At 35.3% G+C, this 25349-nt stretch carries 17 protein-coding genes; 7 read left to right on the forward strand and 10 right to left on the reverse strand.

Annotation, left to right across the window (positions count from 1 at the left end; all coding sequences use genetic code 11):
- Positions 1-52 precede the first annotated feature (52 nt).
- Genes DIT68_RS13770 through nirK form a run of 3 tightly spaced genes read right to left on the reverse strand, consistent with a single transcriptional unit; the run spans position 53 to position 2971 of the window.
- Entirely contained in the window at positions 53-685 is a 633-nt protein-coding gene (locus DIT68_RS13770; protein WP_109360400.1) for an SCO family protein, read from the reverse strand.
- Between the two features lie 5 nt (positions 686-690).
- A complete protein-coding gene (locus DIT68_RS13775; RefSeq protein ID WP_233244200.1) occupies positions 691-1458 on the reverse strand; it encodes a formylglycine-generating enzyme family protein in 768 nt (255 codons plus the stop codon).
- Positions 1459-1492: 34 nt separating this feature from the next.
- Positions 1493-2971 carry a copper-containing nitrite reductase gene (nirK, locus tag DIT68_RS13780; protein ID WP_109360401.1) on the reverse strand — a complete coding sequence of 493 codons (1479 nt, stop codon included), beginning with the start codon at positions 2969-2971 and terminating at the stop codon, positions 1493-1495.
- A gap of 882 nt (positions 2972-3853) precedes the next feature.
- Here nirK and ahcY point away from each other — a divergent pair.
- Positions 3854-5164, forward strand: coding sequence for an adenosylhomocysteinase (gene ahcY / locus DIT68_RS13785; protein WP_109360402.1), 1311 nt, complete (start codon positions 3854-3856; stop codon positions 5162-5164).
- Positions 5165-5612: 448 nt separating this feature from the next.
- On the opposite strand, the gene DIT68_RS13790 is transcribed toward ahcY, so the two are convergent.
- From DIT68_RS13790 to DIT68_RS13800, 3 genes are all read right to left on the reverse strand, one after another.
- Positions 5613-8948 carry a CotH kinase family protein gene (locus tag DIT68_RS13790; protein WP_109360403.1) on the reverse strand — a complete coding sequence of 1112 codons (3336 nt, stop codon included), beginning with the start codon at positions 8946-8948 and terminating at the stop codon, positions 5613-5615.
- Positions 8949-9403: 455 nt separating this feature from the next.
- A complete protein-coding gene (locus tag DIT68_RS13795; RefSeq protein WP_109360404.1) occupies positions 9404-10012 on the reverse strand; it encodes a 50S ribosomal protein L25 in 609 nt (202 codons plus the stop codon).
- Positions 10013-10025: 13 nt separating this feature from the next.
- Entirely contained in the window at positions 10026-10964 is a 939-nt protein-coding gene (locus DIT68_RS13800) for a ribose-phosphate pyrophosphokinase (protein ID WP_109360405.1), read from the reverse strand.
- A gap of 228 nt (positions 10965-11192) precedes the next feature.
- On the opposite strand from DIT68_RS13800, the gene hutI reads away from it, so the two are divergent.
- Together hutI and DIT68_RS13810 are read left to right on the forward strand one after the other, a co-directional pair.
- Positions 11193-12458: an imidazolonepropionase gene (gene hutI / locus DIT68_RS13805; RefSeq protein ID WP_109360406.1), complete on the forward strand. Its 1266-nt coding sequence runs from the start codon at positions 11193-11195 to the stop codon at positions 12456-12458.
- A 24-nt stretch (positions 12459-12482) separates the two neighbouring features.
- Entirely contained in the window at positions 12483-15746 is a 3264-nt protein-coding gene (locus DIT68_RS13810) for a TraB/GumN family protein (protein WP_109360407.1), read from the forward strand.
- Positions 15747-16289: 543 nt separating this feature from the next.
- On the opposite strand, the gene nadD is transcribed toward DIT68_RS13810, so the two are convergent.
- From nadD to DIT68_RS13830, 4 genes are all read right to left on the reverse strand, one after another.
- A complete protein-coding gene (nadD, locus tag DIT68_RS13815; protein WP_109360408.1) occupies positions 16290-16904 on the reverse strand; it encodes a nicotinate (nicotinamide) nucleotide adenylyltransferase in 615 nt (204 codons plus the stop codon).
- On the reverse strand, positions 16901-17485 hold the full coding sequence (gene gmk / locus DIT68_RS13820) for a guanylate kinase (protein WP_109360409.1): 585 nt from the start codon (positions 17483-17485) through the stop codon (positions 16901-16903). Before gmk ends, nadD begins: the two co-directional genes overlap by 4 nt.
- A gap of 15 nt (positions 17486-17500) precedes the next feature.
- Positions 17501-18367 (reverse strand): YicC/YloC family endoribonuclease, encoded by an 867-nt coding sequence (locus DIT68_RS13825; protein ID WP_109360410.1) that lies wholly within the window; start codon positions 18365-18367, stop codon positions 17501-17503.
- A 370-nt stretch (positions 18368-18737) separates the two neighbouring features.
- A complete protein-coding gene (locus tag DIT68_RS13830) occupies positions 18738-19109 on the reverse strand; it encodes a hypothetical protein (RefSeq protein ID WP_109360411.1) in 372 nt (123 codons plus the stop codon).
- An 82-nt stretch (positions 19110-19191) separates the two neighbouring features.
- Between DIT68_RS13830 and xerA the strand changes: the two genes are divergently transcribed.
- From xerA to DIT68_RS13850, 4 genes are all read left to right on the forward strand, one after another.
- The gene (xerA, locus tag DIT68_RS13835; protein WP_109360412.1) at positions 19192-20340 is read left to right on the forward strand and encodes a site-specific tyrosine recombinase/integron integrase; all 1149 of its coding nucleotides are present in this window, start codon (positions 19192-19194) and stop codon (positions 20338-20340) included.
- A gap of 80 nt (positions 20341-20420) precedes the next feature.
- Complete coding sequence (locus DIT68_RS13840) at positions 20421-21665, forward strand: S28 family serine protease (RefSeq protein ID WP_158276195.1); 1245 nt, start codon at positions 20421-20423, stop codon at positions 21663-21665.
- 111 nt (positions 21666-21776) lie between these two features.
- Entirely contained in the window at positions 21777-24494 is a 2718-nt protein-coding gene (locus DIT68_RS13845; RefSeq protein ID WP_199223427.1) for an ATP-dependent helicase, read from the forward strand.
- A gap of 106 nt (positions 24495-24600) precedes the next feature.
- On the forward strand, positions 24601-25212 hold the full coding sequence (locus tag DIT68_RS13850) for a hypothetical protein (RefSeq protein WP_109360414.1): 612 nt from the start codon (positions 24601-24603) through the stop codon (positions 25210-25212).
- Positions 25213-25349: the final 137 nt, after the last annotated feature.

The following is a 25349-nucleotide window of genomic DNA, read 5'->3' on the forward strand; positions in this document are numbered from 1 at the left end:
GCAATTTGTGCGGATGATTTGCAATGTAGTACGGACGATTTGCAAATCGTCCCTACATTGCCAATTCCTCAATTGCTTCTATAGTAGCAGAATCATCTACACCCAAGCCTTCTTTTTGATGTACCAAAACACCTTCTTGATCAAACACACTTATGATATTTGAATGTGAGAAATCCATTGTAGAGATACGTTTATAACTAACTGCTAAAACAGCTGCAAACTCTCTTGTATCTTCAATATCGCCTCTTAAGAAAACCCATTGGTCGTTATCCATCTCGTTTTCTTTGGCAAATTCTTTCATTCTTTCAGGTGTGTCTACTTCCGGGTCTATACTCACAAACACATATTTTACTTGCTCGTTGGCTTTGTCGCTCACTTTTTCATGAATCCTGCGAATATCTGCCACCAATCTTGGACAAGCAGCTTTACAAGTAGTGTAAATCATAACAGCCACTACAATATCGCCTTTTAAATCTTCTAGTTGAATGTCTTCACCATTTTGGTTTGTCCAGTTGGAAGGTAAATTATATACTGAAAGTTCTGGCAATTCTCCAGTGAACTCTTTTTTCTCGGTTTTCAGTTCTACTTCTTCTACCTGAGTTTCTTCTGCTTCTTTTTCGGCACAACTGTTCAATATTCCAAAAGAAAAGAAGGCTGTTAAACTTAATATCAAATATTTTTTCATGGCTATTACTTTATAGATTTAGCACATCTAAATCCTAGGGTTCTAATTGAATAATTTGCTTTTACACTTCCTCTAAAGGCATAGCGCATAAACGCTGCGTAGTTCATTAAATCGGATGATCCAACAGCTGCTCCACCACAAAAAAGGCTATTGCCTCCATCCACATCTTTTCTGGATTCTCCGGAAATTAACACCGAGTTAAAATCATGGGTCCACTCCCAAACTAATCCATGCATATCATAGACTCCCCAATAATTTTTAAAAGTACTTCCTACTTCTTGATTGTAAGAGTTTGGCTTTTCATACCAACTTAAAATAAATTTATTGTAGTCGTCTTTTGTTCGGGCATCTGCTTTTTTTTCGTCTGCCATTCCAACATATTCCCATTCATCGAGTGTTGGTAATCTTTTGCCTTGACATTCGCAGTATTTCTTAGCTGCAAACCAAGAAACGTTTGTCATTGGTGCTTTTTGAAGTTCGCCTTCTTTTAAATTTGAGTCATCTTTAAAATGTCTCAAATAATTTCCGTCGGCATAAAGGGCGATTACATTTTCCTTTTTCCATTTTGGATTTTCCTCTAAGAATTTGACGAACTCTGCATTTGTTACAGGATACTTATCAATATGAAAATCAGCAACTTTAACAGGCATTGAATCTGTACCGTAAAGCGGTATATAACTACCACCTTGAATTAAAGCCATGCCCTCCAATTGTCCATAGCTTGTGAGAGAGAAAAACACGATGAAAACTATATTAACAAATTTGGAAAACATGACTTTAAAATTTTAAGGTGAATATTAAACTATTTTATTTATTTCGAACTTTCTTTACCATATCTTCGGTAACTACTGTTCCGTTGTTACCCCAGCTGTTGTAAACATAAGTCATTACAGCGGCAACTTCTTTATCATTCAAGTTTTGAGCTGTCATTACACTATTGTATGTTTTACCATTTACAGTGATTTCACCAGATTTCCCTCTAAGAACGATCTCTATTGCACGACTTACATCATCATTTAAGTAATCTGCTTTAGCTAAAGGCGGGAATGCATTTGCAATTCCTTCACCGTTTGCTTGGTGACATGCAAAACAAGTAGATCCATAAAGCTTTTTACCTAAATCCATTTTTTCTGCTTTACTCAACTCCACTGTTGGTTCATCCGCCTTTTTCTCATCCACAGGCATCGATTGAATCGTTCCTCCTTCTGGCAAATATATACCTTCTTGAATAGTTCCAGCAAATATATCTTTCTTTTCATCTCCAGTTACATTCATCATTCCTAAAGCACCTTTATTGAATGCTCTAAAAATAGAGTGGTCAACAAGCACCAATTCTCCTGGCACGTCTACTTTAAACTCAACAATTGCCGCTCCACCTGCTGGAATCAATGTAGTTTGAACATTTTCGTTGATCAAATCTCCACCTTCTACATGAACTCTGTCGAATATCTCTCCAATAACGTGGAAAGAAGACACTAAATTTGGCCCACCATTTCCTACGAAAAGACGCACCGTTTCACCTACTTTGGCTGTCAACTCATTTTCGCCAGTTAAACCACCAACTTTACCATTGAAAACCACATAATCCGCATCTTCATCTACTGCTTTCTGCATATCAAATGCTTGCAAACCTTGCTCACCAAATTCTCCTTTAGTGTAGAAGTCTCCTTGCATTATGTAGTATTCCTTATCTACTGGAGCCAATCCTTCTTCAGGTTCAACTAAAATTAAACCATACATTCCGTTAGCAATGTGCATTCCAACAGGTGCCGTAGCACAGTGGTATACATACAAACCTGGGTTTAAGGTTTTAAATGAGAAAGTAATCTCATGTCCTGGCGCTACAAAAGAAGATGCAGCTCCACCACCTGGTCCGTTTACCGCGTGAAGGTCAATATTGTGAGGCAATTTATTGTCTGGGTGGTTTTTTAAAGTGAATTCTACTTCGTCTCCAACTTTTGTTCTAATGAAACTTCCTGGAACTGTACCTCCAAATGTCCAATACACGTATTCAACGCCATCTGCCATTTCTCCCGTTTCTTCCAAAATCTCCATATCAACGATAAGCTTAGTAGCTGCTCTATTCGCAGTAGACTTTGGAACAAATGGTGGAGAAGTTAAATCTGCTTTCATTTCAGAAACAACCTTAATATCCTCTGCTTTAACCTTTCTTGTTTCGCTCTCTTGGTTTGCCCCTCCAGAACAAGAAAATAAAGATGCCCCTCCTATAATGAGAGTTAAGGATGCGAACATCTTTAATTTTGATTTAATTTGTGAATCAATCATAATATTTAGTTTTAAATTACAGTGTAAAAGTAGCCAATGACATTTGCATGACAATACGAATTTATGGAGAAAGTTAAAAATCTGTAAAAAATCAGGATTCTCACTGACGGAACGCATAATTTCGGATAAAATGGTCTTTTTATGACAAAACACAACTGACTTGTCCCATAATGACATCACAAGAAAGGTGCTTGCATAGCACAGAAGAACTTCACAATGCCATTTATTTGCCTTATCTGCTCTCTATTTCTAGAAATTCTTTTCTACTATATAAACCCATAAGAAGGAAGCTTTGAAAAACAATACTTTTAAATTAAAATGCTCACCAACATTTAAGCATATCAAGTCTTTTTACCCAAAATTGATAAACTAGTGTCTGGACGGAAACACAAGCAACTTAATACAGATTATCTTGATTTCATTTCTACTTGAATAATGCGTATTTCCAAATGACGAAACAAGCTTAGTCCAATTGGTATGAATATAATCCTCATCGAATTTTAATCAACCAACTTAAGTTGAAAATCACATAGGTTTAGATAAGAATAAAGCTATCTTCTTATGAAAGAACTAGCCATTAAATGCTAACCATTAGTATTTTAAATAAAAGCTAATTTGTATCACTTGACCAAGTTTCTATCAGCTAAACTTAGAGGCATTAAAGTACAAAGTTTTAATAGTTGACGAGACCAACAAAAATCAACTACTTCATAGAAATCACAAATTAAAAACACCATCAAATCTTGTTTATTTCACATTCATTTTCAAATGAATATGTTAATTAAGGTCAATATATACAAAGCGTCACTTTAAAACCTAGATGATTTTGATATTCACTTTTTAATTGCTTACTTTTGTAATCGATTTAAGAAAAATATAGAAATGAGCGAAGCAAAAGAACAATTAAAATACAAGGTTAAAGACATTAGCCTTGCAGATTATGGAAGAAAAGAAATAAGACTTGCTGAGGCGGATATGCCAGGATTAATGTCTTTACGTGAGGAATTTGGTGCGTCTAAACCACTAAAAGGAGCGCGTATTGCAGGTTGTTTGCACATGACAATTCAAACTGCAGTTCTAATTGAAACGTTGGTTGAATTAGGTGCAGATGTTACTTGGTCTTCTTGTAATATATTCTCTACGCAAGATCACGCAGCAGCGGCAATTGCAGCAGCGGGAATCCCAGTTTTTGCATGGAAGGGAATGAATGAAGAAGAATTTGACTGGTGTATAGAGCAAACATTATTTGCTTTTGAGGATGGTCAGCCTTTAAATATGATTCTTGATGATGGTGGTGACTTAACAAATATGGTTTTCGATCGTTATCCTGAATTAACAAAAGACATTAAAGGACTTTCTGAAGAAACAACTACAGGAGTTCACCGTTTATACGAAAGAAAGAAAGCCGGTACTTTAGTGATGCCAGCAATCAATGTTAATGACTCTGTTACAAAATCTAAATTTGACAACAAATACGGATGTAAAGAATCATTAGTTGATGCTATTCGTCGTGCTACAGATACAATGATGGCTGGAAAAGTGGCTGTTGTTTGTGGTTATGGTGATGTTGGAAAGGGTTCAGCAGCTTCGTTAAGAGGTGCTGGAGCGCGTGTTATTGTTACTGAAATCGATCCAATTTGTGCACTACAAGCTGCAATGGACGGTTTTGAAGTTAGAAAATTAGACAATGTTGTTGGAAATGTTGATATCGTTGTTACGACAACTGGAAACAAAGACATCGTTGTTGGACGTCACTTTAAAGCGATGAAAGACAAAGTTATTGTTTGTAACATAGGACACTTCGACAACGAAATCGATGTGGCTTGGTTAAACCAAAACGCAACATCTAAAGATGAAATTAAACCACAAGTTGATTTATACGACTTAGACGGAAAAGACATCATTCTTTTGGCTGAAGGACGTTTAGTAAACTTAGGTTGTGCTACAGGTCACCCTTCATTCGTAATGTCTAACTCTTTTGCGAATCAAACTTTGGCGCAAATGGAATTATGGTCGAACTCTGACAAGTACGAAAACGACGTATATATGCTACCAAAACACTTAGATGAAAAAGTAGCTGAATTGCACCTTTCAAAAGTAGGAGCTGAATTAGAGGAGCTTTCTAAGGAACAAGCTGACTATATTGGAGTAGATGTGAAAGGTCCTTATAAACCAGAGCACTACCGTTACTAGTCTTTTCTGTTTATAAAGCTCAAGAGCTTTCTAAATCAGAAACTAGATTCTACTGATAAATAGAATTACAGTGTATTGAAAAGAGTCCAAACTTAATTGTTTGGACTCTTTTTTTTGAAATCAATCTCAAGTAAAGATAATGCACCAGCGATTTGTAAACTTAGCGAAGCGATCTCATGACCAAAGGGAGTAATCATCATCCCAATCATTAGCTACCTTCTACTCATCATTGCAAAAGATGGATTAAATAGAGCATTTAAACATTCCATTTTTCAAATCCCATCTCAAGAAAAGATAATGTAAGGACGGTTTGTAAACTGCTACCCTTAGCATTAGCTTCCAGAGACTACCATCGATCAATTCAACTGAAAGAAATTCATAAAAAAAGCATCTTCCTAATCAATAGAAAGATGCTTTTTACTTTTATTAAAGTGGTAAACCTGTTAAACTACCTTTTAATTAGTCTTAAAGTTTCTTCTGAAGTCTTGGTAACTACTTTCACTAAATACACTCCAGGAGAGAAAGTATGCATATCAACTACCGTTGTATTTTGATTCGGTTGGCTTTTGTGTACCACTTGCCCATAAATATTATAGACTTCAACACGCGCTAATGGAATGTCGGCTGCTACATTAAAAGTAGTGCGGGCAGGGTTAGGATAAATGTTAACAGTGGATAAATCCGCATAATTCTCTGTGGATAAAATTTTCGATGCAGCCATGATGATGTTGTTCATAATTACCTCATCGCTATTATCAACCGTCATATCCAGACCATCAAAGCGCAATCTTATCTTAAAGTTTAAATTATCATTTGCAACAGCAACATTCGAAAAATTAAATGTCAATACTTGATAAGCACTAGTAATTGCTTGGGTAGCATTCACCAAATCATCATCAATCCATTGTGAACCATCCCAATAGTCAACGATTAAGGTTTCCGCTCCACCATTAGACATTATAGCAAGAGAGAAGCTAATGTTTTCTAAACCTATTGTAGGAACATCAAAAACTAGGTTGTTCTCTAAATTCCCTGCTCTAAAGGGTTGTCTTACTTGAACTCCGCGCATATTTGAATTAGGATAAGAGACGTTATTGTTGGACTCTGATGAATAATTCAATGGTGTTGGAGCGTTTTTTCTTTCTAAAGAAGCCTTTCTCCAATTTGGGTCATTTATAGTAAAAGGATATCCCGATAAACAAGAATTGTAGTTAAGCATAGCAGCCAATCCGTTACTGGCGTAAGTAACACTTAAATTCTCCATTGGTGTATCATTAGGTAAATCACTGTCCATCAACCAGAAATAAACAACTTCTTGCGGAGCAACTACAGCATCGAAGTTAGCCTGGATGTTCATATTACTCGTTGGAATAATTTCAATCTCTGCGTTTGTTCCCGTCACATCACCCGACCAATGCGAGAAAGTATAACCCGGCAAAGCAATCGCTTTTAAAGTCACGGGAACATCCTGAAAGTACTGACCTGTCCAAGGGTAAGGATTTTGAGGGATTCCAGGTGTCGACTCCTTAATCTCAATTGTACTAATGTTTATATAACCTGCATTAACATCAGAAACATTGAGGATAAAGTCTAGAACATTCGCAAATGAGAAATAGTCTTTTATTTGATCTTGTTGAATAGCTTCTCTTGTTGTCCCCCAATTTAGCAGATCAGTCTTTTCTTGTAATTCAAAAAATTCAATTTTTGGATATCTATTGGCATCTTCGGTTAAATAAGGAGAGACCTCGTTAAATACTTTATTTACTACGCTATTAAAATGTTCAGGAGTAAAAACTGTATTTAAAACATCAGCAAACCTGTTTACAAATTGAATTTTAAACCCTTCATTTGCCAATAAATTCCCCAAAAACAATTCATTCGGCGAACCTGTAAGCACTGCATGATAATCCAACCAATTGATATTACTCTTCATTGAGGCTTCAAAATCTTGAACAGTAACACGCCATTTCCCATCTCCGTAGGAAGTATTTTCGGGTGTACGAACTTTCCAAAACTTCCTTTCGTAGCTATCATTCGCTGCATATATTTCCAATACAATGTGATCGATATAAGAGGACATATCTAACATAGCACTAGCTTGGTCAAACAGCATTTGATTTGACATATCGTTGTTGATAATAAAATCTCTCATTGCTATAAAATCAGAGTAATCTGAGCTCAACCCTTCATCCAAATCACAATTTACTCCCTTACAATCAACAATTGCAATATTATTGTCATTTAATCCATAATTTAAGGCAAAATGCTTATCATCCACCCTGTCTCTTAACGCCGTTAAGCCCCAATATTCGCCATTAATAAAATGGATTGCAGGCTGTATTCGCGTTACACCATCATAAATGGGCTGCATTGCTTTATTGAACACAACATCGTAAGCAACTGGACCACCTGTTCCGTTTCCCCTTAGCAATATTCGTTTAAAAGCATTATTTGGCATAGGAGTTCCCGGAATAGTGTTATCAAACAAGTCATGCTCAAAAAGGTCGTTATTATCGTAATCACTTCTTGCATACAATCTTAAGTTCTTAATCCCCAATGATCTTGAGTTATTTCCGTGAATTCTAAAACCTGCATTTAAATTTGTAATGGAATTCAGTAAAGTTGGTGTAGACTCAAACAGCTCAACGTTGACAGGGTATTCCCACTGGCTACCACTGCGCCAATAGTTGTTCCATTCAGGTCTATAAAACTGATTATTTGCAGGGTTATTTGCTCTCCATGTATCAAAATCTACCCCAGACGTATATATCCCATCATCATAATCAAACAGATAATTTTCTTGAATCTGCAAAGAAATCACAGGAATATCATAAGGATTTCCCTGACTCCAAACAAAGAAAGTTTTGGAGATTGTAGCAGATCCAATTCCATTTAGAAAAGCTTTTGCTCTAATTACAGTGGCTTTTCTTATTGAATTAATAGGAACATATTGATCAAATTGAAATGTATTTTTCGCAGCTAACTCCTCTGGATCATTGGAACGATCATAAATATTAATCGCGGAAACATATGCATTAGAGGTAAAACTATCAGAAAGCAAAGGCCCAGGCGAACTTCCTACCTGAGTAGGATAATCGTTTTTATAATTATAAACTGTTCCTGTTAAATTATTAGGCATTGGCTCAGAGCCATCCAAAGTATAAATAATTGAAACGTTAGGATTGGCATGAGACAGGGTTAAATCGAAACTAGAAGTATACAAGCCAGACTCATGTGAAAAAGTTGGAGGAAGTAATAATTCTGTTAATCCAGTTCCTGTATTGGATGCTTCTGGTGTGGGTGTATAAAAAAACAACCAAGTCCCAATTCCATTAGGCTGTCGACCATAAGAAACGTCTGGCTGCAATTCAGTAGCACCCACTTGGTCTACAATACTACCAGAGCTATTCGACAAAACCAAAGGTTCACCAGCAGAGCTTATTTTAAAATTGGTATGGAGCTCTTGACCTTGAACTGCTCTATCTTTGTTAGATGCCCAAACCAATAGAAATTCACCTGGTTGAATTGTTTGAGTTGGAAAAATCCATTTATTCAAAATTGTAGGGTCGTCTGTTAAACCATAACCAGCTAAGTTAACTGGAGAACTTCCGTAATTATAAATTTCTATCCAGTCTTCATAATCGCCGTCTTCATCATCGATTACGGTATTATTAGAGCTCATCACTTCGTTGATAGCAACATCTTGAGCTAGAGCAACTTGACTCGAGAAAAACAAAATGGTAAAGAAAGACAAGTAAAGTTTAAAGTAATTTTCAATTTTCATGGTTGATAAAATTTGTTTAGCAATACAGAGCTATCCCAAAGCCCTAGTTGCTACAAATATAAGACAAATAATAAGCCGAATTAAAAAAATAATTTGCAGAAAATAAAGGGAGATCGACTTAACCCAACACATTAGTATTAAACAATAGCGCCACCCTTTTAAGTCGCAGATTATAAAAGCCAATTTTCTTCCCTGCGAAATTTAAATTCTGTATTGATAATCAAAAGCATTGTCCTCGGAAAATCAACTGGAATAAATCATATCAGTTCCTCCGGAAAATAAAAAATTGAGTTTTTTATTTGTTGATACAAGAAAGACAAATAGGGTTAAACAATAGTGGTTATTTCGATTTAAATGACTAGCTCTATCGAACTATTACCCCCACCATTTCCACAATAAAAAAAGCCCAGACAATTTCGTCTGGGCTTCTAAACATTTTATGGTATTCTTTATTTTTACTCTTCGGTTGCTTCTGCAGCGTCTTCTGCTCCCTCTTCTTCGTCGTCGTCCACATCAACAGCACCACGAGACATTTTCACTGAAACTACAACTGCACTTTCATTTTCCAATGTTTTAACACCTGGGATTTCGATATCTCTAACGCGAATTGACTGACCAATACGAAGAGGTGTAATGTCGATTTCTACGAAATCTGGAAGATCTTTTGGTAAACCTTCTACTTTCAATGTACGGAAGATAGTCATTAAACGACCACCATTCATAACACCTTTAGAACGACCTGTAACACGGATTGGAATACCCACTTTTACTGGTCTGTCATCAGCTAATTCAAGGAAATCAACATGCGTTGGCTTATCTGTAAGCGGGTGCATTTGTTTTGCTTGAATAATCGCCATTTTCTTTGTTCCGTCAATATCCAATTCAATTTGGTATACATCTGGAGAGAAAATTAATTTCTCCATATCTACTGAACGAACAGAGAAGCAAGTTTGCTCTCCTGATCCGTAAAGTACACAAGGAACTCCGCCTTCCTTACGAACAGCTTTTGTTGCCTTCTTTCCTACGTTCGCTCTAAGCGAACCGCTCAATTGTACTATTTTCATCTTTTTGTTTTAATTATGATATAATAAAATGTTTACTGATTGATTCGTTGTGCACCATTTTTTGAATTATATCTCCAAACAAGGCAGCAACAGAAACTACACGAATCTTATCGCTTTGTTTCTTTAAAGGAATTGTATCTGTCACAATCAATTCCGTAATTTTAGAAGCTTCAATTCTGTCATAAGCAGGACCAGAAAGCACAGCATGCGTACAATATGCACGAACACTATTTGCACCTTGTTCCATCAATAAATCTGCGGCTCTGGTTAAAGTTCCAGCAGTATCTATCATGTCATCCACTAGCACAACATCTTTTCCTACTACATCACCAATTACAGTCATTTCAGAAATTACATTGGCTTTTTTTCTTTGCTTGTGACAAATACAAAGGCCTAAATCTAACTTTTTAGCATAAGAGTTAGCGCGTTTTGCACCTCCAACATCTGGAGCAGCCATAACGGCATTTCCGCTTTTTGCCATTTCTTGAATTTCTGGGAAGAACACCGTTGATGCATACAAATGATCTACAGGAACTTCAAAGAATCCTTGAATTTGGTCGGCATGTAAATCCATCGTCATCACACGACTCACCCCGGCCGCCATCAACATATTGGCTACCAATTTTGCTCCAATAGCAACTCTTGGTTTATCTTTTCTATCCTGACGTGCCAAACCAAAATAAGGAATAACGGCAATTATTTTTCTCGCAGAAGCGCGTTTCGCCGCGTCTACCATCAATAACAATTCCATTAAATTATCTGAAGGTGGTGTAGTTGATTGAACAATAAATACATCTTTTCCACGAACCGTTTCTTCGAATGAAGGCTGAAATTCACCATCGCTAAACTCGGCAACATCCACTTTTCCAAGGGGAGCTCCAAATTCTGCAGCTATTTCTTTCGCCAACTTCTGTGTGGCTCTTCCGGCAAATATTTTTACTTCTTTTGACATCACTTGATAGTTTTCAAGGGCACAAAGTTACATAAATAAATTGTCTAAGCATCATATCTTAAAAATAGAATGAGCTTTTATTTGAGTCCTTCCACAGACTTTAAAATCATGGTTCTGGTCTGTAAATCTTAGAATTTTAAGTTTTAAATAATTAATCCACAGTCAAAGATTTGGAATAAGCACACATTCCCTTAAATTTGAGCTGTAATAAAAATAGAACACAGCGAAATGGCAAAAGTATTGATCAAAAACATCAAAGGATTATTTCAAGCAGGTAATGAATTACCAAAATACAAAAAAGGGAGTCAAATGGACGATGGAGACCTCATTGAAAATGCCTTTTTAGCGCTTGAGGACGATGAAATTATTGCCTTTGGAAAAATGGAAGATTGGGGAGGGATTACCGATTGGAGAGACTTGGAGGTTATTGATGCCGAAGGAAAATATGTTTTACCCACTTTTTGTGATTCGCATACGCATGCTGTTTTTGCTGCCACAAGAGAAGAAGAATTCGAAGACAGAATAAAAGGATTGTCTTATGAAGAAATTGCATTGAAAGGTGGTGGAATTTTAAATTCTGCTGGTCGACTTCAAGAAATGGACGAAGATACTTTGTTTGAAGAAGCGCTAGAAAGAATTCATGGTTTAGCAGAATATGGAACAGGAGCAATTGAAATAAAATCGGGATATGGACTTTCTGTTGAAGGGGAATTGAAAATGTTGCGCGTTATAAAAAGACTGAAAGCCGCTTCGCCAATGGCAATAAAAGCTACTTTTTTGGGTGCACATGCTTTTCCTAAGGAGTACAAAGAAAATCATGAAGGCTATATGAAATTGATGATCGATGAAATGTTGCCTAAAATTGCTGAAGAGGGTTTAGCAGATTATATCGATTGCTTTTGTGAACGCAACTACTTTACTGTTGCACAAATGACACGCTTATTAAAGGAAGGTGCAAAATATAATCTGGTTCCAAAAGTGCACGTAAATCAATTTTCTATCATGGGAGGAATTCAGGCAGCTGTTGAACACGGCGCTTTATCTGTAGACCACCTAGAAGAATTGAACGAAGACGACATTAAAGCACTGAAGGGAAGTGATACCATGCCAACATTCTTACCTGGTTGTTCTTTCTTTTTGTCTATTCCTTATGGAAAAGCAAGACAAGTGATTTGCGCCGATTTACCGCTGGCTTTGGCTTCTGACTTTAATCCAGGGTCGGCACCAAGCGGAAACATGCAGCTTTTAACTTCTGTAGCTTGCGCTAAAATGAACATGACGCCATTTGAAACATTAAATGCCACCACATTAAACACTGCTTATGCCATGGGAATTTCCGACACACATGGTTCAATTACAGTAGGAAAAAAGGCAAACATTATGATTACGAAACAAATTTCATCATTGGCTAGAATTCCTTATTCTTTTGGAGAAAACAATATTGAAACTGTGATTTTGAATGGTGAAATTTTTCATAGTCATTTAAAAAACTAACTCGTATTTTCATTCAAACTATTTATGCGTAAAAGCCTTATCTTCTTTATTGCCTTATTGTCCTTTCATTCCTTAGCTCAGCAAAAGGATATTGATCGGTCAAACTATCAATTGTTTTGGGAAATAACGCGCGGTGATTCTGAAGCTAAGGCCTACTTATTTGGTACTTATCACAGTAATGATAGTGACGTTTTCGATTTTCCTGATGAATTGTATCCGGCTTTACTGAATGCCGAAGCCGTAATTCTAGAAACAGACATCACCGACTTCATGTTAGAAGAATCCACTGTAGTTCCTGATGTGGGATATGAAAAATCGAACCTTTTACAATGGGTAGTGCCCGCAAGGGCAACAGACAAAGTCACTTATACGGCCTATGGATCTGATGAAGGAAGGCCGCAGTTTATTGATATGTACTTCAAACAAGTAGCAGACAACTGTAACAAAGTCTTCCACCCTCTTGAAACCTTGGAAGATCAGATGAAAATTGGACTGCTAAATGAAGTAGATCCCAATGCCCAGAAGAATATTAAGTTAATTTCTAGGGAAGAACTAAAGCAAAAATACCTAGAGGGAAATGCTAGCGATATACACAAGTACACACGCAATTCGACCTTAGAATACATCGATTTGTACAAAGACCTAATTGTTGACCGCAACATTAAAATGACAGCGGGAATTGATACTTTAATTCATCAACACAAGTCTTCTTTTATAGCAGTTGGGGCGTCGCATTTATTGGGTCCTCAAGGAATCGTTCCTTTACTTAGGCAAAAAGGCTACACTTTGAAAGTTGTTAAATCTGAATTCTCTAAAAACAAATCGCAAGCAGAGATTGACTTACAGCAATGCAATCAATACAATTATAAAGATGAACGTTATGCTGTTTCATTAAAATTTGGCGGAAAACCAGCATTAAAAGAATTGGGAAATGCCGACCGCTTGATTCGATATCAAGAATTAGGTCAAGGAAATACCTATTCCCTTTCGATTTACAATTACGGTGTGGAAGTTAATTTAACAAAACACCTGAAGGATTACTTTTCAAACCCTAACCTTACAATTACGCATTTCGACAGTTTACTAATAGGCAACATAAAAGCTTATCAAGGATTATTAAAGTCTGATGAAGGCAACGATAAATGGGTGCGCATTATAAAGAAAGGAAATGTACTCTACAATCTTTCGGCCGAGGGAGGATATCGTTTTATGAATTCAAATCGACACCTTAGCTTTTTTAATGGCTTTCAATTTTTAAACAGAAAAACAGACGAAAGCTTATCGGAAAATGTGATGAGCACATCGAAAACCATGCATTTAAAATTTCCAAAACATTATTTTTCAGAAACAAGAACTTTAGAATACGATCATATTTGGGAAGCCAAGTGGGACAATCCTAACGCTCGTGAGTTTCTCTATGCCCATGAAAGTATAATGACTGACAATTCAATAAGTTATACAAATAAAGAATTTGGAACATATATTTTGAGCAAATATCCTGCAGACAGCGTTAAAATTGAAGAAGAAAAACGTGAAATAGGTAAATATCATTTAAAATCTTACACTGCTCAATTAAACGGATATACTGTTTACGGGAAAATTCGGCAAGTGGGAAACATGATTCAATTTATTGAATACATAGGCAATGACAAATCCCGAAGAGCACTTTTTCTAAGTAGTTTTGATACTTTGCACGCATTTCCAGCAGTAAAAGAAGAGCTAAGCTTAAGCAACGCAGATTTTGAGACCGTATCCACCACAAAAAACCTTCAGTTAGATACCGTTAAAAATGATGAGCAAAACTACAGGGATATAAAAGTATATTCTGCAACAGACGTGGAAACTGGTATTTCTCATCATGTGCTCATCAAGAAGTTTAATTCTTGGGCTTTTTCGCAAAAGGACATCAAAACACTTTTAATTGATCAACTTCAATGGCCGCTTGATGGAGGCGCATATGAAATAGATTCGGTTTTTACGCTGAATTCCTCTACACCTCATTTAGATTTTAGCCTTTATTACCCAGATACTGAAAACTTGTTCAAAGGGAAAGCTACTTTAGTTGGAAAAACGATTGTAATTGCGAGCTTAACTTATCCTAAAGCCGCCGAGGTACAATATGAGGATTTGGCTTTTCTAGACAGTATGAAATTCACTGCAAACAATCAAAACTTAATTTCTGAAATGAACATTCCTATGCTAAAAAATGAAATTATGGTAAATGGTGGTGAGGCAGTTGAAAATCTGATTTTTGATGGTCACTTAAATGACAGCATTCTTAAAGTAATGCTAGATTGGTCACCTCAATTTTGGAATAGCTTTGACGAACAAGGGGCTTTGTTATCTGCCGTAATTGTTTCATACAACTGGAATTTGTCAGACAAAACTGTAATCAATTATTGGAAAGAAAGTAGCCATGCACAAAAGGAGTTGTTAACGGTTTCTACATTATACACTTTACAAGAAGCTCAAGATCCTGAAGGCTATTTATCCGTGATAGAAGAAGCAAAAAATAAGGAAACAGCACAAATTGATTTGTATAGATTATTGATGACCAGGAATGCAGACACTGATTTCTTGAGTCAAGTTTGGCCTGCTTACGCTGAATTACTAGAAGACAGTTTGTCGTGGAATTTCAGTTTTATGCTGCCCCAACTATTGGAAACTGAGTTTTATCAAGATTATTTCACCAGTGAGCAGTTCAGCAATGCTGTTTTAAAAGAAAGTCAACCTCCTTGGGCGGCGTTTCGCTACTTCGAAATCATGTATGAACATGGAATTCCGAGAGTTCAATTTTCTAGGCTTTTGAAGAAATGGGGCGAAACAAAAAACGATCATAAAACAGGCAGTATTGCTGCATGGAAAACCATTATTGGAGAAAAAATATCGAGAAAAGAAAAGCGATTAATCAAAAAAGATGCGGCTGTGGCTATTTCTTATTCGAAAGTGATGGCGGTATCTGAAACTCCTGTTTTTGAATTGCTAAGCTACGAAGAAATGATTGGCTACATCGCTTTTGACCACTATAAAGACGCCTATTTTGATAAGGATAAATCTTTGAGTTACATAGAAAACAGAACGATTACAGTGAAAGAAGAAAAAGTAAACTTTGCCATTTTTAAAGTAGTGGAAAATGACAAAACTTATTTTATGGCCAGAGAAATCCCAAAAGACAAGCTTTTACCGTCTTACGGCGGATTTGGAAGCAATACCTTTTTTATTTACGGAAGCGAAGAATATCAACCCAAGGTAATTGAAGAGGAATTGGTGAAGAAAATTGAGGGGTGATGGTGGTTGCGCTGTAATGGCACGCGGGCCTTCGACAAGTCACCGCAAAACGGATGCATCGACAAGCTCAGCAGAACTGCAAGCAACGCGGATTTTCACGGATTTTTTTTGTGGTGTTTTTGAAACGGGATTTTTTATAATGTGTTTCCCCATAACGTGTTTCCCATAACGTAGAGCCACACGGCCGTGTGGCTCTACGTTATGGGAAACAATACGCAATGGATAAATATTCACGTTGCGAAAAAACGTTTACGTTTTACAAATATAAATTCGGTGTATTTCTAACAATGATTCATAAATATTATTGTGACAAAAAAACAACAAAGTTTCAAACCCTGCACGCACGCCCTAATATACGCCCTACAATTTTTTCATTCTTCATTTTAAATTTTTCATTAAATAAAAGGCCAAAACCCATTTTTGGAATGAAGACGTCAAAGACAAGGCTTGTGAAGGTTCTAATTCAAAGTCCCGACTGATAACGTCGGGATGAATGTAATTATAAACAAGCATAACGCAGTATTTGACGTTTTCAATCAAAAATTATTTATAAAAATTCATTTCCTCGATATATTTCTGAACAGGAGCAGTCAATAAATAACGTACATCGTGCTTATCTTTAATGGCTTGGCGAATAAAACTAGAACTCACTTTCATTACTGGAGCATCGTCGCACATAATGATGTTTTTGTGGTTTTGCAATTCATTTTCTGGCAAATAACCAATTTGTTCTACCTCTTGTTCTTCTTGAATCGTTAAAACCCTAGGGTAAACAAATATTTTATGGTTTTCTAAGATATTTTCGAAGTTTTTCCATTTGTGGAGCGTTCTTAAATTATCTTCTCCCATAATGAGATGAAATTCATTTTTAGGATGTTTATCTTTCAAATAAGCTAAAGTATCTGAAGTGTAGGAAGGACGTGGCATTTTAAATTCAATGTCACTTTCACGTAAATTGTCGTTGTCTTCTATGGCTACCCTAACAATTGCCAAACGGTGATAATCTTCCAGCAGCGATTTCTTCTTTTTTAGAGGGTTTTGTGGCGAAACCACTAGCCAAACCTCATCCAAATCAGTATAATCCGCCATGTAATTGGAAATAATTAAATGTCCAATATGTATAGGGTTAAAGGTTCCGAAGTACAATCCTACTTTCATTCTTTAATGTATTCTTTTATCATTCCTTCCACTTCTGCTATGGTCAATTCCAGGTCATTATTAACGACCACCTTATCGAAATGCACACTTTTTGACAACTCTTCACCTGCTTTTTCCATACGGGTTTTAATTTTATCCTCTGTCTCTGTTTTACGATTTCTCAATCGCTCTTCCAACACTTCAATTGATGGAGGTTGAATGAAAACACTTAAAGCAGAATCGCCAAAGTATTTCTTCAAATTAATTCCTCCATAAACATCAACATCAAAAACCACTACTTTGTTCTCTGCCCAAAGTCGATCTACTTCATGTTTTAAGGTTCCATAGAAATGATCTTTGTAGACTTCTTCCCACTCAATAAAGGAACCATCAGCGATTTCTTCCTTAAACAAATCCACTCCAAGAAAATAATAATCCTCTTTGTGAATTTCATTTGCACGTGGGGCTCTAGAACAAGCCGAAATAGAAAAAGCAAGTTCGTCCATTCTTGCCAATAAAGCACGCACAATCGTTGTTTTACCAGCTCCAGAAGGTGCTGAAAAAATAATGCATTTCCCGGTTTGTTGTTGATTGTTTTCCATTGCTTTTAATGTGCATTAAAGTGTATTCAATACTTGTTCTTTTATTTTTTCAAGATAATCTTTCATTTCTACTACTATCTTTTGCAAATCTGCATGGTAAGCTTTACTTCCCAATGTGTTGATTTCTCTTCCCATTTCTTGTGAAATAAATCCTAGTTTTTTCCCCATCGCACCAGATGCATTCATTGTAGTTCTGAAATAATCTAAATGATGTTGCAAACGTGTTTTTTCTTCAGAAACGTCTAGCTTTTCGATGTAATATATCAATTCTTGTTCAAAACGATTTTCATCTACTCCATCAGTTAATTTTTCAAGGCCTTTTCGCATACGTTCACGAATAATATCTATTCGTACTTGTTCGTATTTAGGAACTTCTTGCAACAATCTTTCAATCTCATTTATTGACGAAGAAAAATCTGTAATTAAAGATTGACCTTCCTCTTCTCTAAAAGTTGTGATATTTTTCAATGCTTCTTCAATCAAGGCTTTAAGCTTCTGCCACTCTTCTTCGGAAATTTCAGATTCTTGCGCTTGTAAAACTTCTGGCATGCGCATAATTGTGGTCAAAAAATCCTTTGACTCCTCACCTACTTCATTCGCCAAAGCTTTCATTTCACTGTAATAAGCCACCACCAAATCCGTATTGATACTCACTTTCGCCTTTCCTTCAATACTTTCTTCGGTAATTAAACACTCCACTTTGCCGCGTTCTAACGCATTTCCAATCATTTTACGAATGGGCAATTCATACGCTTTATAAGTATTTGGAATTTTCAAATGAACATCTGTTCCTTTACTATTCAGAGAGCGCATTTCTACGGTAACTTTCTTATTAAAAAAAGTTCCAAATGCCTTTCCGTAACCTGTCATTGATTGCAACATAGTTTAATCTTTTGGCAAAAGTAGAAATTTGAAGGGAATTAGCGGTGATTTGTAGGGAAATAAAGTTTTTGAGGTGAGGATAGGACACAATCTTTAAGCGTTTTTCAAAGTTGTTTATTTGGACATTACCCAGACGGTTTTTCACCACTTCGCTTTTAAAAACGTCTGGGTCGGGCTATCCGCTATATCTCTGACCCAAACGTCAGAGGATGCCGCTGCTATCCCTAATGCGAAAGATTCACGAGTTCCATTTATAGAAAGTCACGAGTAATCCCTAATGCGAGAAGATTAAATGCTAATTAAAGTTGTTGATTGAATAGATAAAGCAATTTTAAGCAAGCCTTATTAAAATTGTAATTGCTGTGTTTTTTCAACCACCCATATACTCTTGCCACTTCACCAAAACGTATTTTGACTTTCCGTTTTCTGTTATAGAAAGAAATCCGAATTCATAGCAAAACAGATAAACCGTTCCTTTTTTGGTTTTCCAATAGTGGGTAAAATATTTTGGATTAAATCCTTCAGCTAAAAGTTTTTCTTTGCGAACAGTACTTTTTCCAGCTTTATTGAATGATTTTAGTAGCTTCCTATTCTGTTTTAATTGTTTATCAATAGTTTCAAAGAGCGATTTCTCTTCTTCTTTTTTCTTTTTATACTGAAAAGAAGATTTGCAATAAACATCACAAAACAACTTGTCTGATCGACCAAAAACTTCGGCTTTACAATTTAGGCACTTTCTCATAATAGTATAATTATACGAATAATATACGGATAATTATACTGCTATTTTCCTTTAGCTACTATAAATCAACCATTTTCGCACTATGAAAGCAAATAACAACAAATCGATAACCTTAAAAAACCTCTTGATTAACGAGGAAAAGCAGATTGGAATACAGTTTCAGTCTGATAAAGTAGTGCAGGCTCTATTAAAGGAATTGCCAAACATCAAGTGGAGCAAAGAGTTTGGTATGGCTTATATTCCCAACAACAAATTAAACATCAAACTCATATTCCAAAAATTTAAAGGAGTAGCTTGGGTAAATGGGAATTACTTTTTTAGTAAAAAAAGAGTTTTTAATCAAAACGAACCCATAAACGTAGAATGGTTTAGGAATCGGAAAGTAGCACCTGGCTATAAGGTTTGCCCGGAGGAGTATCTTCTAAAACTAGAATTAAAATGTTATGCGAACAATACAGTAAAAACTTACGTAAATTGTTTTGAGAGATTCATTAACGCACATGAGGAAACTGATTATATGAGAATTGATGAAAGAGAAATTAGAAGTTATCTGCAAAAGCTTATTCAAAAAGGATACTCTGATAGTTATGTCAACCAAATGATCAATAGCATCAAGTTCTACTATGAATTAGTGAAAGGAATGCCCAATCGATTCTATAGTATAGAAAGACCCAGAAAAAAAGACCCTCTACCAAAAGTGATAAGTTTAGAAGAGGTTCAAGGAATTATTTTAAACACGAATAACATCAAGCATAAGTGTATTGTGAGTTTACTATACTCTGCTGGATTAAGAAGATCGGAACTACTGAACTTAACATTAAAAGATATTGATAGTAAAAGAATGACTATCCTGATTAAAAATAGCAAAGGCGGCAAAGATAGATTAACCATGTTAAGTGAAAATGTGCTGAAAGATTTAAGGGTTTACTATAAGAAATGGAAACCAAAAAAATATCTATTTGAAGGTAAGAATGGCAACAAATATAGTGCAACAAGTGTTTTGAGTATTATTAATAAATCAGCCAAAAAAGCAGGTATTAATAAAAGCGTTAGTCCACACATTTTAAGGCATAGCTTTGCGACGCATCTTTTAGAAAACGGAACAGATTTAAGATATATTCAATCTTTAATGGGCCACAGCAGTAGTAAAACGACGGAAATATATACTCAAGTAGCAACAAATCATCTAAAAAACATTAAAAGTCCGATTGAATTATTAAATTTGAGTTGAAAATACAGGGTGGATATGCGCAATGCGTATATCGACCTGTTAGCTCCAATTATAATATGACGACTTTGAGAACCACTATAATGGCACTATTTATCTGCTTGAACTTAATAGCTCAGCCGTCTATTACGGAAAGAATAAGTAAAATAGATAATATTGCAATAGCTGAGATAAGTACTAAAGATGGTTTTTCAAAATGTTTCGAAATCATGTTTAGGCAACCCGTAAATCATTCTGATACTTCAGAAGGTTTTTTTTATCAAAAAATGTATTTATCGCATAAGAGCATAGATAAACCGATGGTTTTAAATGTAAATGGTTACGTGTCCTCTTCGAATAGAATAAGTGATTGGACCCATTCGTTAGATGCCAACCAGATATATGTTGAGCATAGATATTTTGGGGAATCGAAACCAAAAAAGATGAATTACGAACATTTGAATATGTTGAACTCTGTTTCAGATTTACATTGTATCAAAATGGCTTTTTCTCAAATTTATCAAAATGGCTGGGTTAGTGTTGGAGTCAGTAAAGGGGGGCTAACAGCACTATCATATAAATATTTCTATCCTGATGATATAGATGCTACAATAGCGCTTTCAACATCTGTAAAAACCTCAGAATGTGATTCAAGTTTTTTTAATTTTATTGATAGTCTAAATTCCAATCAAGGCTGCAAAGATGAACTAGATTCTTTTCAGCGACTTTTATTGAAAGAAAAAGACAACATAATACCATATCTTAACGATTACCTGATTCAGCGGGGTAAAAGCTTCGATCATTTAGGGCTTACAACTATCTATGAAATTGCCGTTTTAGAGATTCCTTTTTCAATCTGGCAGAATGGTAAAGGATGCCAAACGATCGATTTCAGCGTTTATGATCCTAAAAGTTTATTTAACGAGATGAGAAAAAGCTTAAATGGTTGGTTTATGACCGATGAAGTTTTCACTAGAATTAATTCTTATCATATTCAGGCATTGACTGAATTAGGTTACTACTGCTATCCTGTTACTAGATTTTCAAATTTACTTGAATCTGATTTTGAAAAACTAACTCCAGTGCATCCAATAGAAGGTGTTAAAATATCTTATTCAAATGAACTAATGACTCAGATTAAAAAGTGGGCGATAACAAAAGGAAATAGAGTTATTTATATCTCAGGTGGAAATGACCCTTATTCAAAATATAGAATTGTTCCTTTAGAAGGAGTCAATGCCAAAAGCTTTCTTCTCGAAGGGAAGAATCACAATGAAGTATATAATTATTATATTGATTCGGCAACTTACGACGAAATAAAGTCATTAATTATTAATTGGATAGAATAGTAAAAACAGGAGCTAACATCACCTAAGCCTCAAGCCTTTTACGTACATTCGTGGTAGCGGCTCGAAGGCTTAGCTGAAGAACGTTGTGTTTAATTAATCGACATATCAAAAATGGATTCCATTGAGAAGCACATAAAAAACTTAAATGAACAGCAATTGGAAGCTGTAACTTCTACAGAAGGGTATGTCCGAGTAATTGCAGGTGCCGGTTCAGGTAAAACTAAGGCCCTTACTTCACGATACGCATACATTGTTGAGACGCTTGGTATCAGTGCTTCAAATATTCTCTGCGTAACCTTTACTAATAAGGCTTCTAGAGAAATGAGATTACGAGTAAAAAAGTTAATAGGAGATCAACATGACTTGAGTTATATTACAACTTACCATGGCTTTTGCGTGAGAGTGCTGAGGGAAGATATTAATAAGATTGGTTATCCGAAGAATTTTGTGATTATGGACGTTGAAGATCAGAAAACCATTCTTCGCGACATTTACAACGAATTTGGAATCACCTCAAAGCTGATTACTTTCAAACAAGTATTGAGGCATATAAGTAGAAGAAAAAGCTCTCAAGAATATTTGGATTATATTATTAATCCAACCAAAAAAGAACCAAAAAATGATCTTGATAAGATTTTCTATAGATACCTGCAAAAACAGCAAAGGAATTTCGCTTTAGATTTTGATGATTTAATCAACTTTACATTATATATTTTCCTGACAGATAAAGTAGTTTTTGAAAAGTGGAAGCAGAGACTTCATTATATTCAAGTTGATGAAATGCAGGATAGTTCTGAAAAACAATTCAGGCTAGTTTCAATGTTATCAGAAACACATAAAAACCTCTTTGTTGTCGGTGACCCTGATCAAACAATTTATGAATGGCGCGGAGCGAGGCCAGAATTTTTAGTTGACTTTAATCAACAATTTCCAAGTTCAAAGACCATTTTAATGAATCAAAATTATCGTTCAACACCTAATATCCTGACACTAGGTAATCATATTATTAAGAATAATAAGGTCAGAGTTGATAAGGATATGTTCACTCAAAACCCTCAAGGGGTTGAGGTAGTCCATTTTCACGCGAAAAACGAAAGTGAAGAAGGTAACTGGATTGCTGAAGAAATATCCAGACTTGTATCAAAAGAGGTCTGTAATTTCTCAGATTTCGCAATTCTTTATAGAGCAAATCATATTTCTAGAAGCATAGAACAAGCCTTAGTCAAAAAGAACATTCCATACACAATTTTCGGTGGAATTAGATTTTTTGAAAGGAAAGAGATTAAAGACATTCTATCCTATTTAAGAATGGTTGAATTTGAAGATGACATTTCATTCCTAAGAATTATAAACACTCCAAGTCGCGGTCTTGGCAAAAAATTCATAGAAGAAGTTTCTATGATTGCTGAAAATGACAACATATCATTATATTCTGCGCTCCAAAAAAACATAGCATCAGACGGCTTAAATCGGAAAGGAGCAAAAGATTTTATAGATTTAATTGAAGAATTCCAGAAATTAAGATCAAAGAAGAAAATCTCTGATCTAATAAAAATCATCCTTGATCAAAGTGGCCTGACTGAATTGTTCAGAACTGATGGAGACACTGATCGTCTGGATAACCTTATAGAATTGCAGAACTCGATAATCGCATTTGAATCAGAAGATGAGGATATATCTCTTGATGAGTTTCTTCAAGAGATCACTCTTTATTCTGATGTCGACTTAGAAGAGGATCAGGGAGATAAAGTCAAATTAATGACTATCCATACGTCCAAAGGATTGGAGTTCCCCTTTGTCTTTTTGTGTGGCTTCAATGAAGGTATTCTCCCAAGCGCAATGTCAATTAAAGAAAGGAGAGCTAAAGCTATTGAAGAAGAAAGAAGACTTACATATGTAGCAATTACAAGAGCGGAAAAAGCTCTTTACTTAACTGAATCTGAAGGATATAATTTCAGCACTGGTCAGAACAAGCAGCCTTCAAGATTTTTATTTGAAATCAATGAAAATTTTCTAGTGCGTAAAGGTGAATTTCGAAAAGATGTAGATGACTCTCACTTAAGAATGCCATCTCGATTAACTGGTATCCCGATTGATCAAGAATTTAAAGTTGGGGACATTATAGAACACAAAGTATGGGATGAAGGAGAGGTTATTGAAGTGAATCGTGAAAAAGGAGAATATCTAATCTATTTCAGCTTAATCGATAGTAAAAAGCCAATAAATTTTGAATTCAAAGGGTTGACTCTAATTGAAAGTAAAACTAGTGAAGATATTGTTGAAGATACCGCAGAAGAAGTCACAATTAAAAAATCTGATAGTGAAATATCTGAGACCGAAGATCTTGCCAAATCACTTCAGAAAGAAAATGATTTTAAATCAATAGAATCAGACATTAGAGCACAAATAAGACAGTTTGCTTCAAAAGAATATCCTAAAGACAAAGAAATGCAAGACTATGTTTTTAGTAATCAGCTAGAAGATTTCAAATTCATGGACAACGTTAAAGATAAGCAAGTAAAGAATATTGCTATTAAAGACTGGCCTGAAGATTTTACAATGCAAAAGCATGTCTATGAGAAGAATATAGTATCAAAAAATTTCATGAAAAACGTGTCTGATAAGAAGTTAAACAAGTACGCGAAAAAAGAATGGCCTTCTGACTTCACAATGCAACAGCATGTTTATGAAGAACAACTTGAAGCAAAAAATCAGATGATAGAATTCGAACACAGGGATTTCGCAAAAAGGGCTGAAGAAGAATGGCCTGAAGATTTCAAAATGCAGGTGTATTTTTATGAGAAGCTTGTATCGGGAGAAGAAAAGTAATTTAACGGAATGAAAAACTAAACACAACAACAAATAAACAAAATAGCGCCGATAGGGTTCAAGGTTTGCGCTAATTTGCTTATTTTAGGCCGTTAGCACACATAACTTGAAAAAAATTATACCTATACTGATATTTCTACTGTTTGCAAGTATTCTAACTGCTCAAAGTAGATTAAATGGAACATATAATACACCTTGGGGTTCAGAACTGATACTAGTTGAAGGAAATATTTTCAATTATAAATCTTTCGAATGTTATCATTTAATTACTGCAAAAGGAAATTGGAATATATCGAATGATACTTTAAGACTAAACACTTTCCCAAAAGCTGGCTATGATAGTATAATAAGTATTAAACAAAAAAAAACGGACCTAAATTCTTATAGAATTACACTGACTGACTTGAATAATAACATTGCTTATTTCACTTCAATTACTGCTTATATAAATGGTAAAACTATAAACAAAAATACTGATACTTTAGGTTATATTGACCTTAATACAAATACTATTGATTCAATAAGAGTTGAAAATCAAAAAATAATAAAATATCAAGCAGATAAAGAAAATCAAAACCACATTATTATTACTTATTTTAATGTTAATATAGCAGATACAGAAAACTTTGAAAATCAACCTTTTCTAATTAAAGGAAAAAAACTTTTTTACATATATTTAAATACTCACAATAAGAAAAAGTATTTTAAAAAAAAATAAAACGTGTGCTAACAACTAAGTATTCGGCTTGCCGATAGGCCAAAGCTGAATACCCTGTTGACGAATCCGGTTTCTCCTTATGGGGAAAACGATTTAACACCTTATTTTTGAAAGCTTGATTTGGTGGTCTACGCATT

Source organism: Brumimicrobium oceani (genome assembly GCF_003143775.1).
GTDB lineage: Bacteria > Bacteroidota > Bacteroidia > Flavobacteriales_D > Crocinitomicaceae > Brumimicrobium > Brumimicrobium oceani.

Excerpts from the sequence above, each read along its gene's own strand:
- DIT68_RS13770 (WP_109360400.1), bottom strand. The coding sequence starts at position 685 with ATGAAAAAATATTTGATATTAAGTTTAACAGCCTTCTTTTCTTTTGGA.
- nadD (WP_109360408.1), bottom strand. The coding sequence starts at position 16,904 with ATGAAAGTAGGATTGTACTTCGGAACCTTTAACCCTATACATATTGGA.
- DIT68_RS13800 (WP_109360405.1), bottom strand. The coding sequence starts at position 10,964 with ATGTCAAAAGAAGTAAAAATATTTGCCGGAAGAGCCACACAGAAGTTG.
- DIT68_RS13830 (WP_109360411.1), bottom strand. The coding sequence starts at position 19,109 with ATGAGAAAGTGCCTAAATTGTAAAGCCGAAGTTTTTGGTCGATCAGAC.
- DIT68_RS13790 (WP_109360403.1), bottom strand. The coding sequence starts at position 8,948 with ATGAAAATTGAAAATTACTTTAAACTTTACTTGTCTTTCTTTACCATT.
- xerA (WP_109360412.1), top strand. The coding sequence starts at position 19,192 with ATGAAAGCAAATAACAACAAATCGATAACCTTAAAAAACCTCTTGATT.
- DIT68_RS13810 (WP_109360407.1), top strand. The coding sequence starts at position 12,483 with ATGCGTAAAAGCCTTATCTTCTTTATTGCCTTATTGTCCTTTCATTCC.
- DIT68_RS13775 (WP_233244200.1), bottom strand. The coding sequence starts at position 1,458 with ATGTTTTCCAAATTTGTTAATATAGTTTTCATCGTGTTTTTCTCTCTC.
- DIT68_RS13840 (WP_158276195.1), top strand. The coding sequence starts at position 20,421 with ATGGCACTATTTATCTGCTTGAACTTAATAGCTCAGCCGTCTATTACG.
- nirK (WP_109360401.1), bottom strand. The coding sequence starts at position 2,971 with ATGATTGATTCACAAATTAAATCAAAATTAAAGATGTTCGCATCCTTA.
- DIT68_RS13795 (WP_109360404.1), bottom strand. The coding sequence starts at position 10,012 with ATGAAAATAGTACAATTGAGCGGTTCGCTTAGAGCGAACGTAGGAAAG.
- DIT68_RS13825 (WP_109360410.1), bottom strand. The coding sequence starts at position 18,367 with ATGTTGCAATCAATGACAGGTTACGGAAAGGCATTTGGAACTTTTTTT.
- hutI (WP_109360406.1), top strand. The coding sequence starts at position 11,193 with ATGGCAAAAGTATTGATCAAAAACATCAAAGGATTATTTCAAGCAGGT.
- gmk (WP_109360409.1), bottom strand. The coding sequence starts at position 17,485 with ATGGAAAACAATCAACAACAAACCGGGAAATGCATTATTTTTTCAGCA.
- ahcY (WP_109360402.1), top strand. The coding sequence starts at position 3,854 with ATGAGCGAAGCAAAAGAACAATTAAAATACAAGGTTAAAGACATTAGC.
- DIT68_RS13845 (WP_199223427.1), top strand. The coding sequence starts at position 21,777 with ATGGATTCCATTGAGAAGCACATAAAAAACTTAAATGAACAGCAATTG.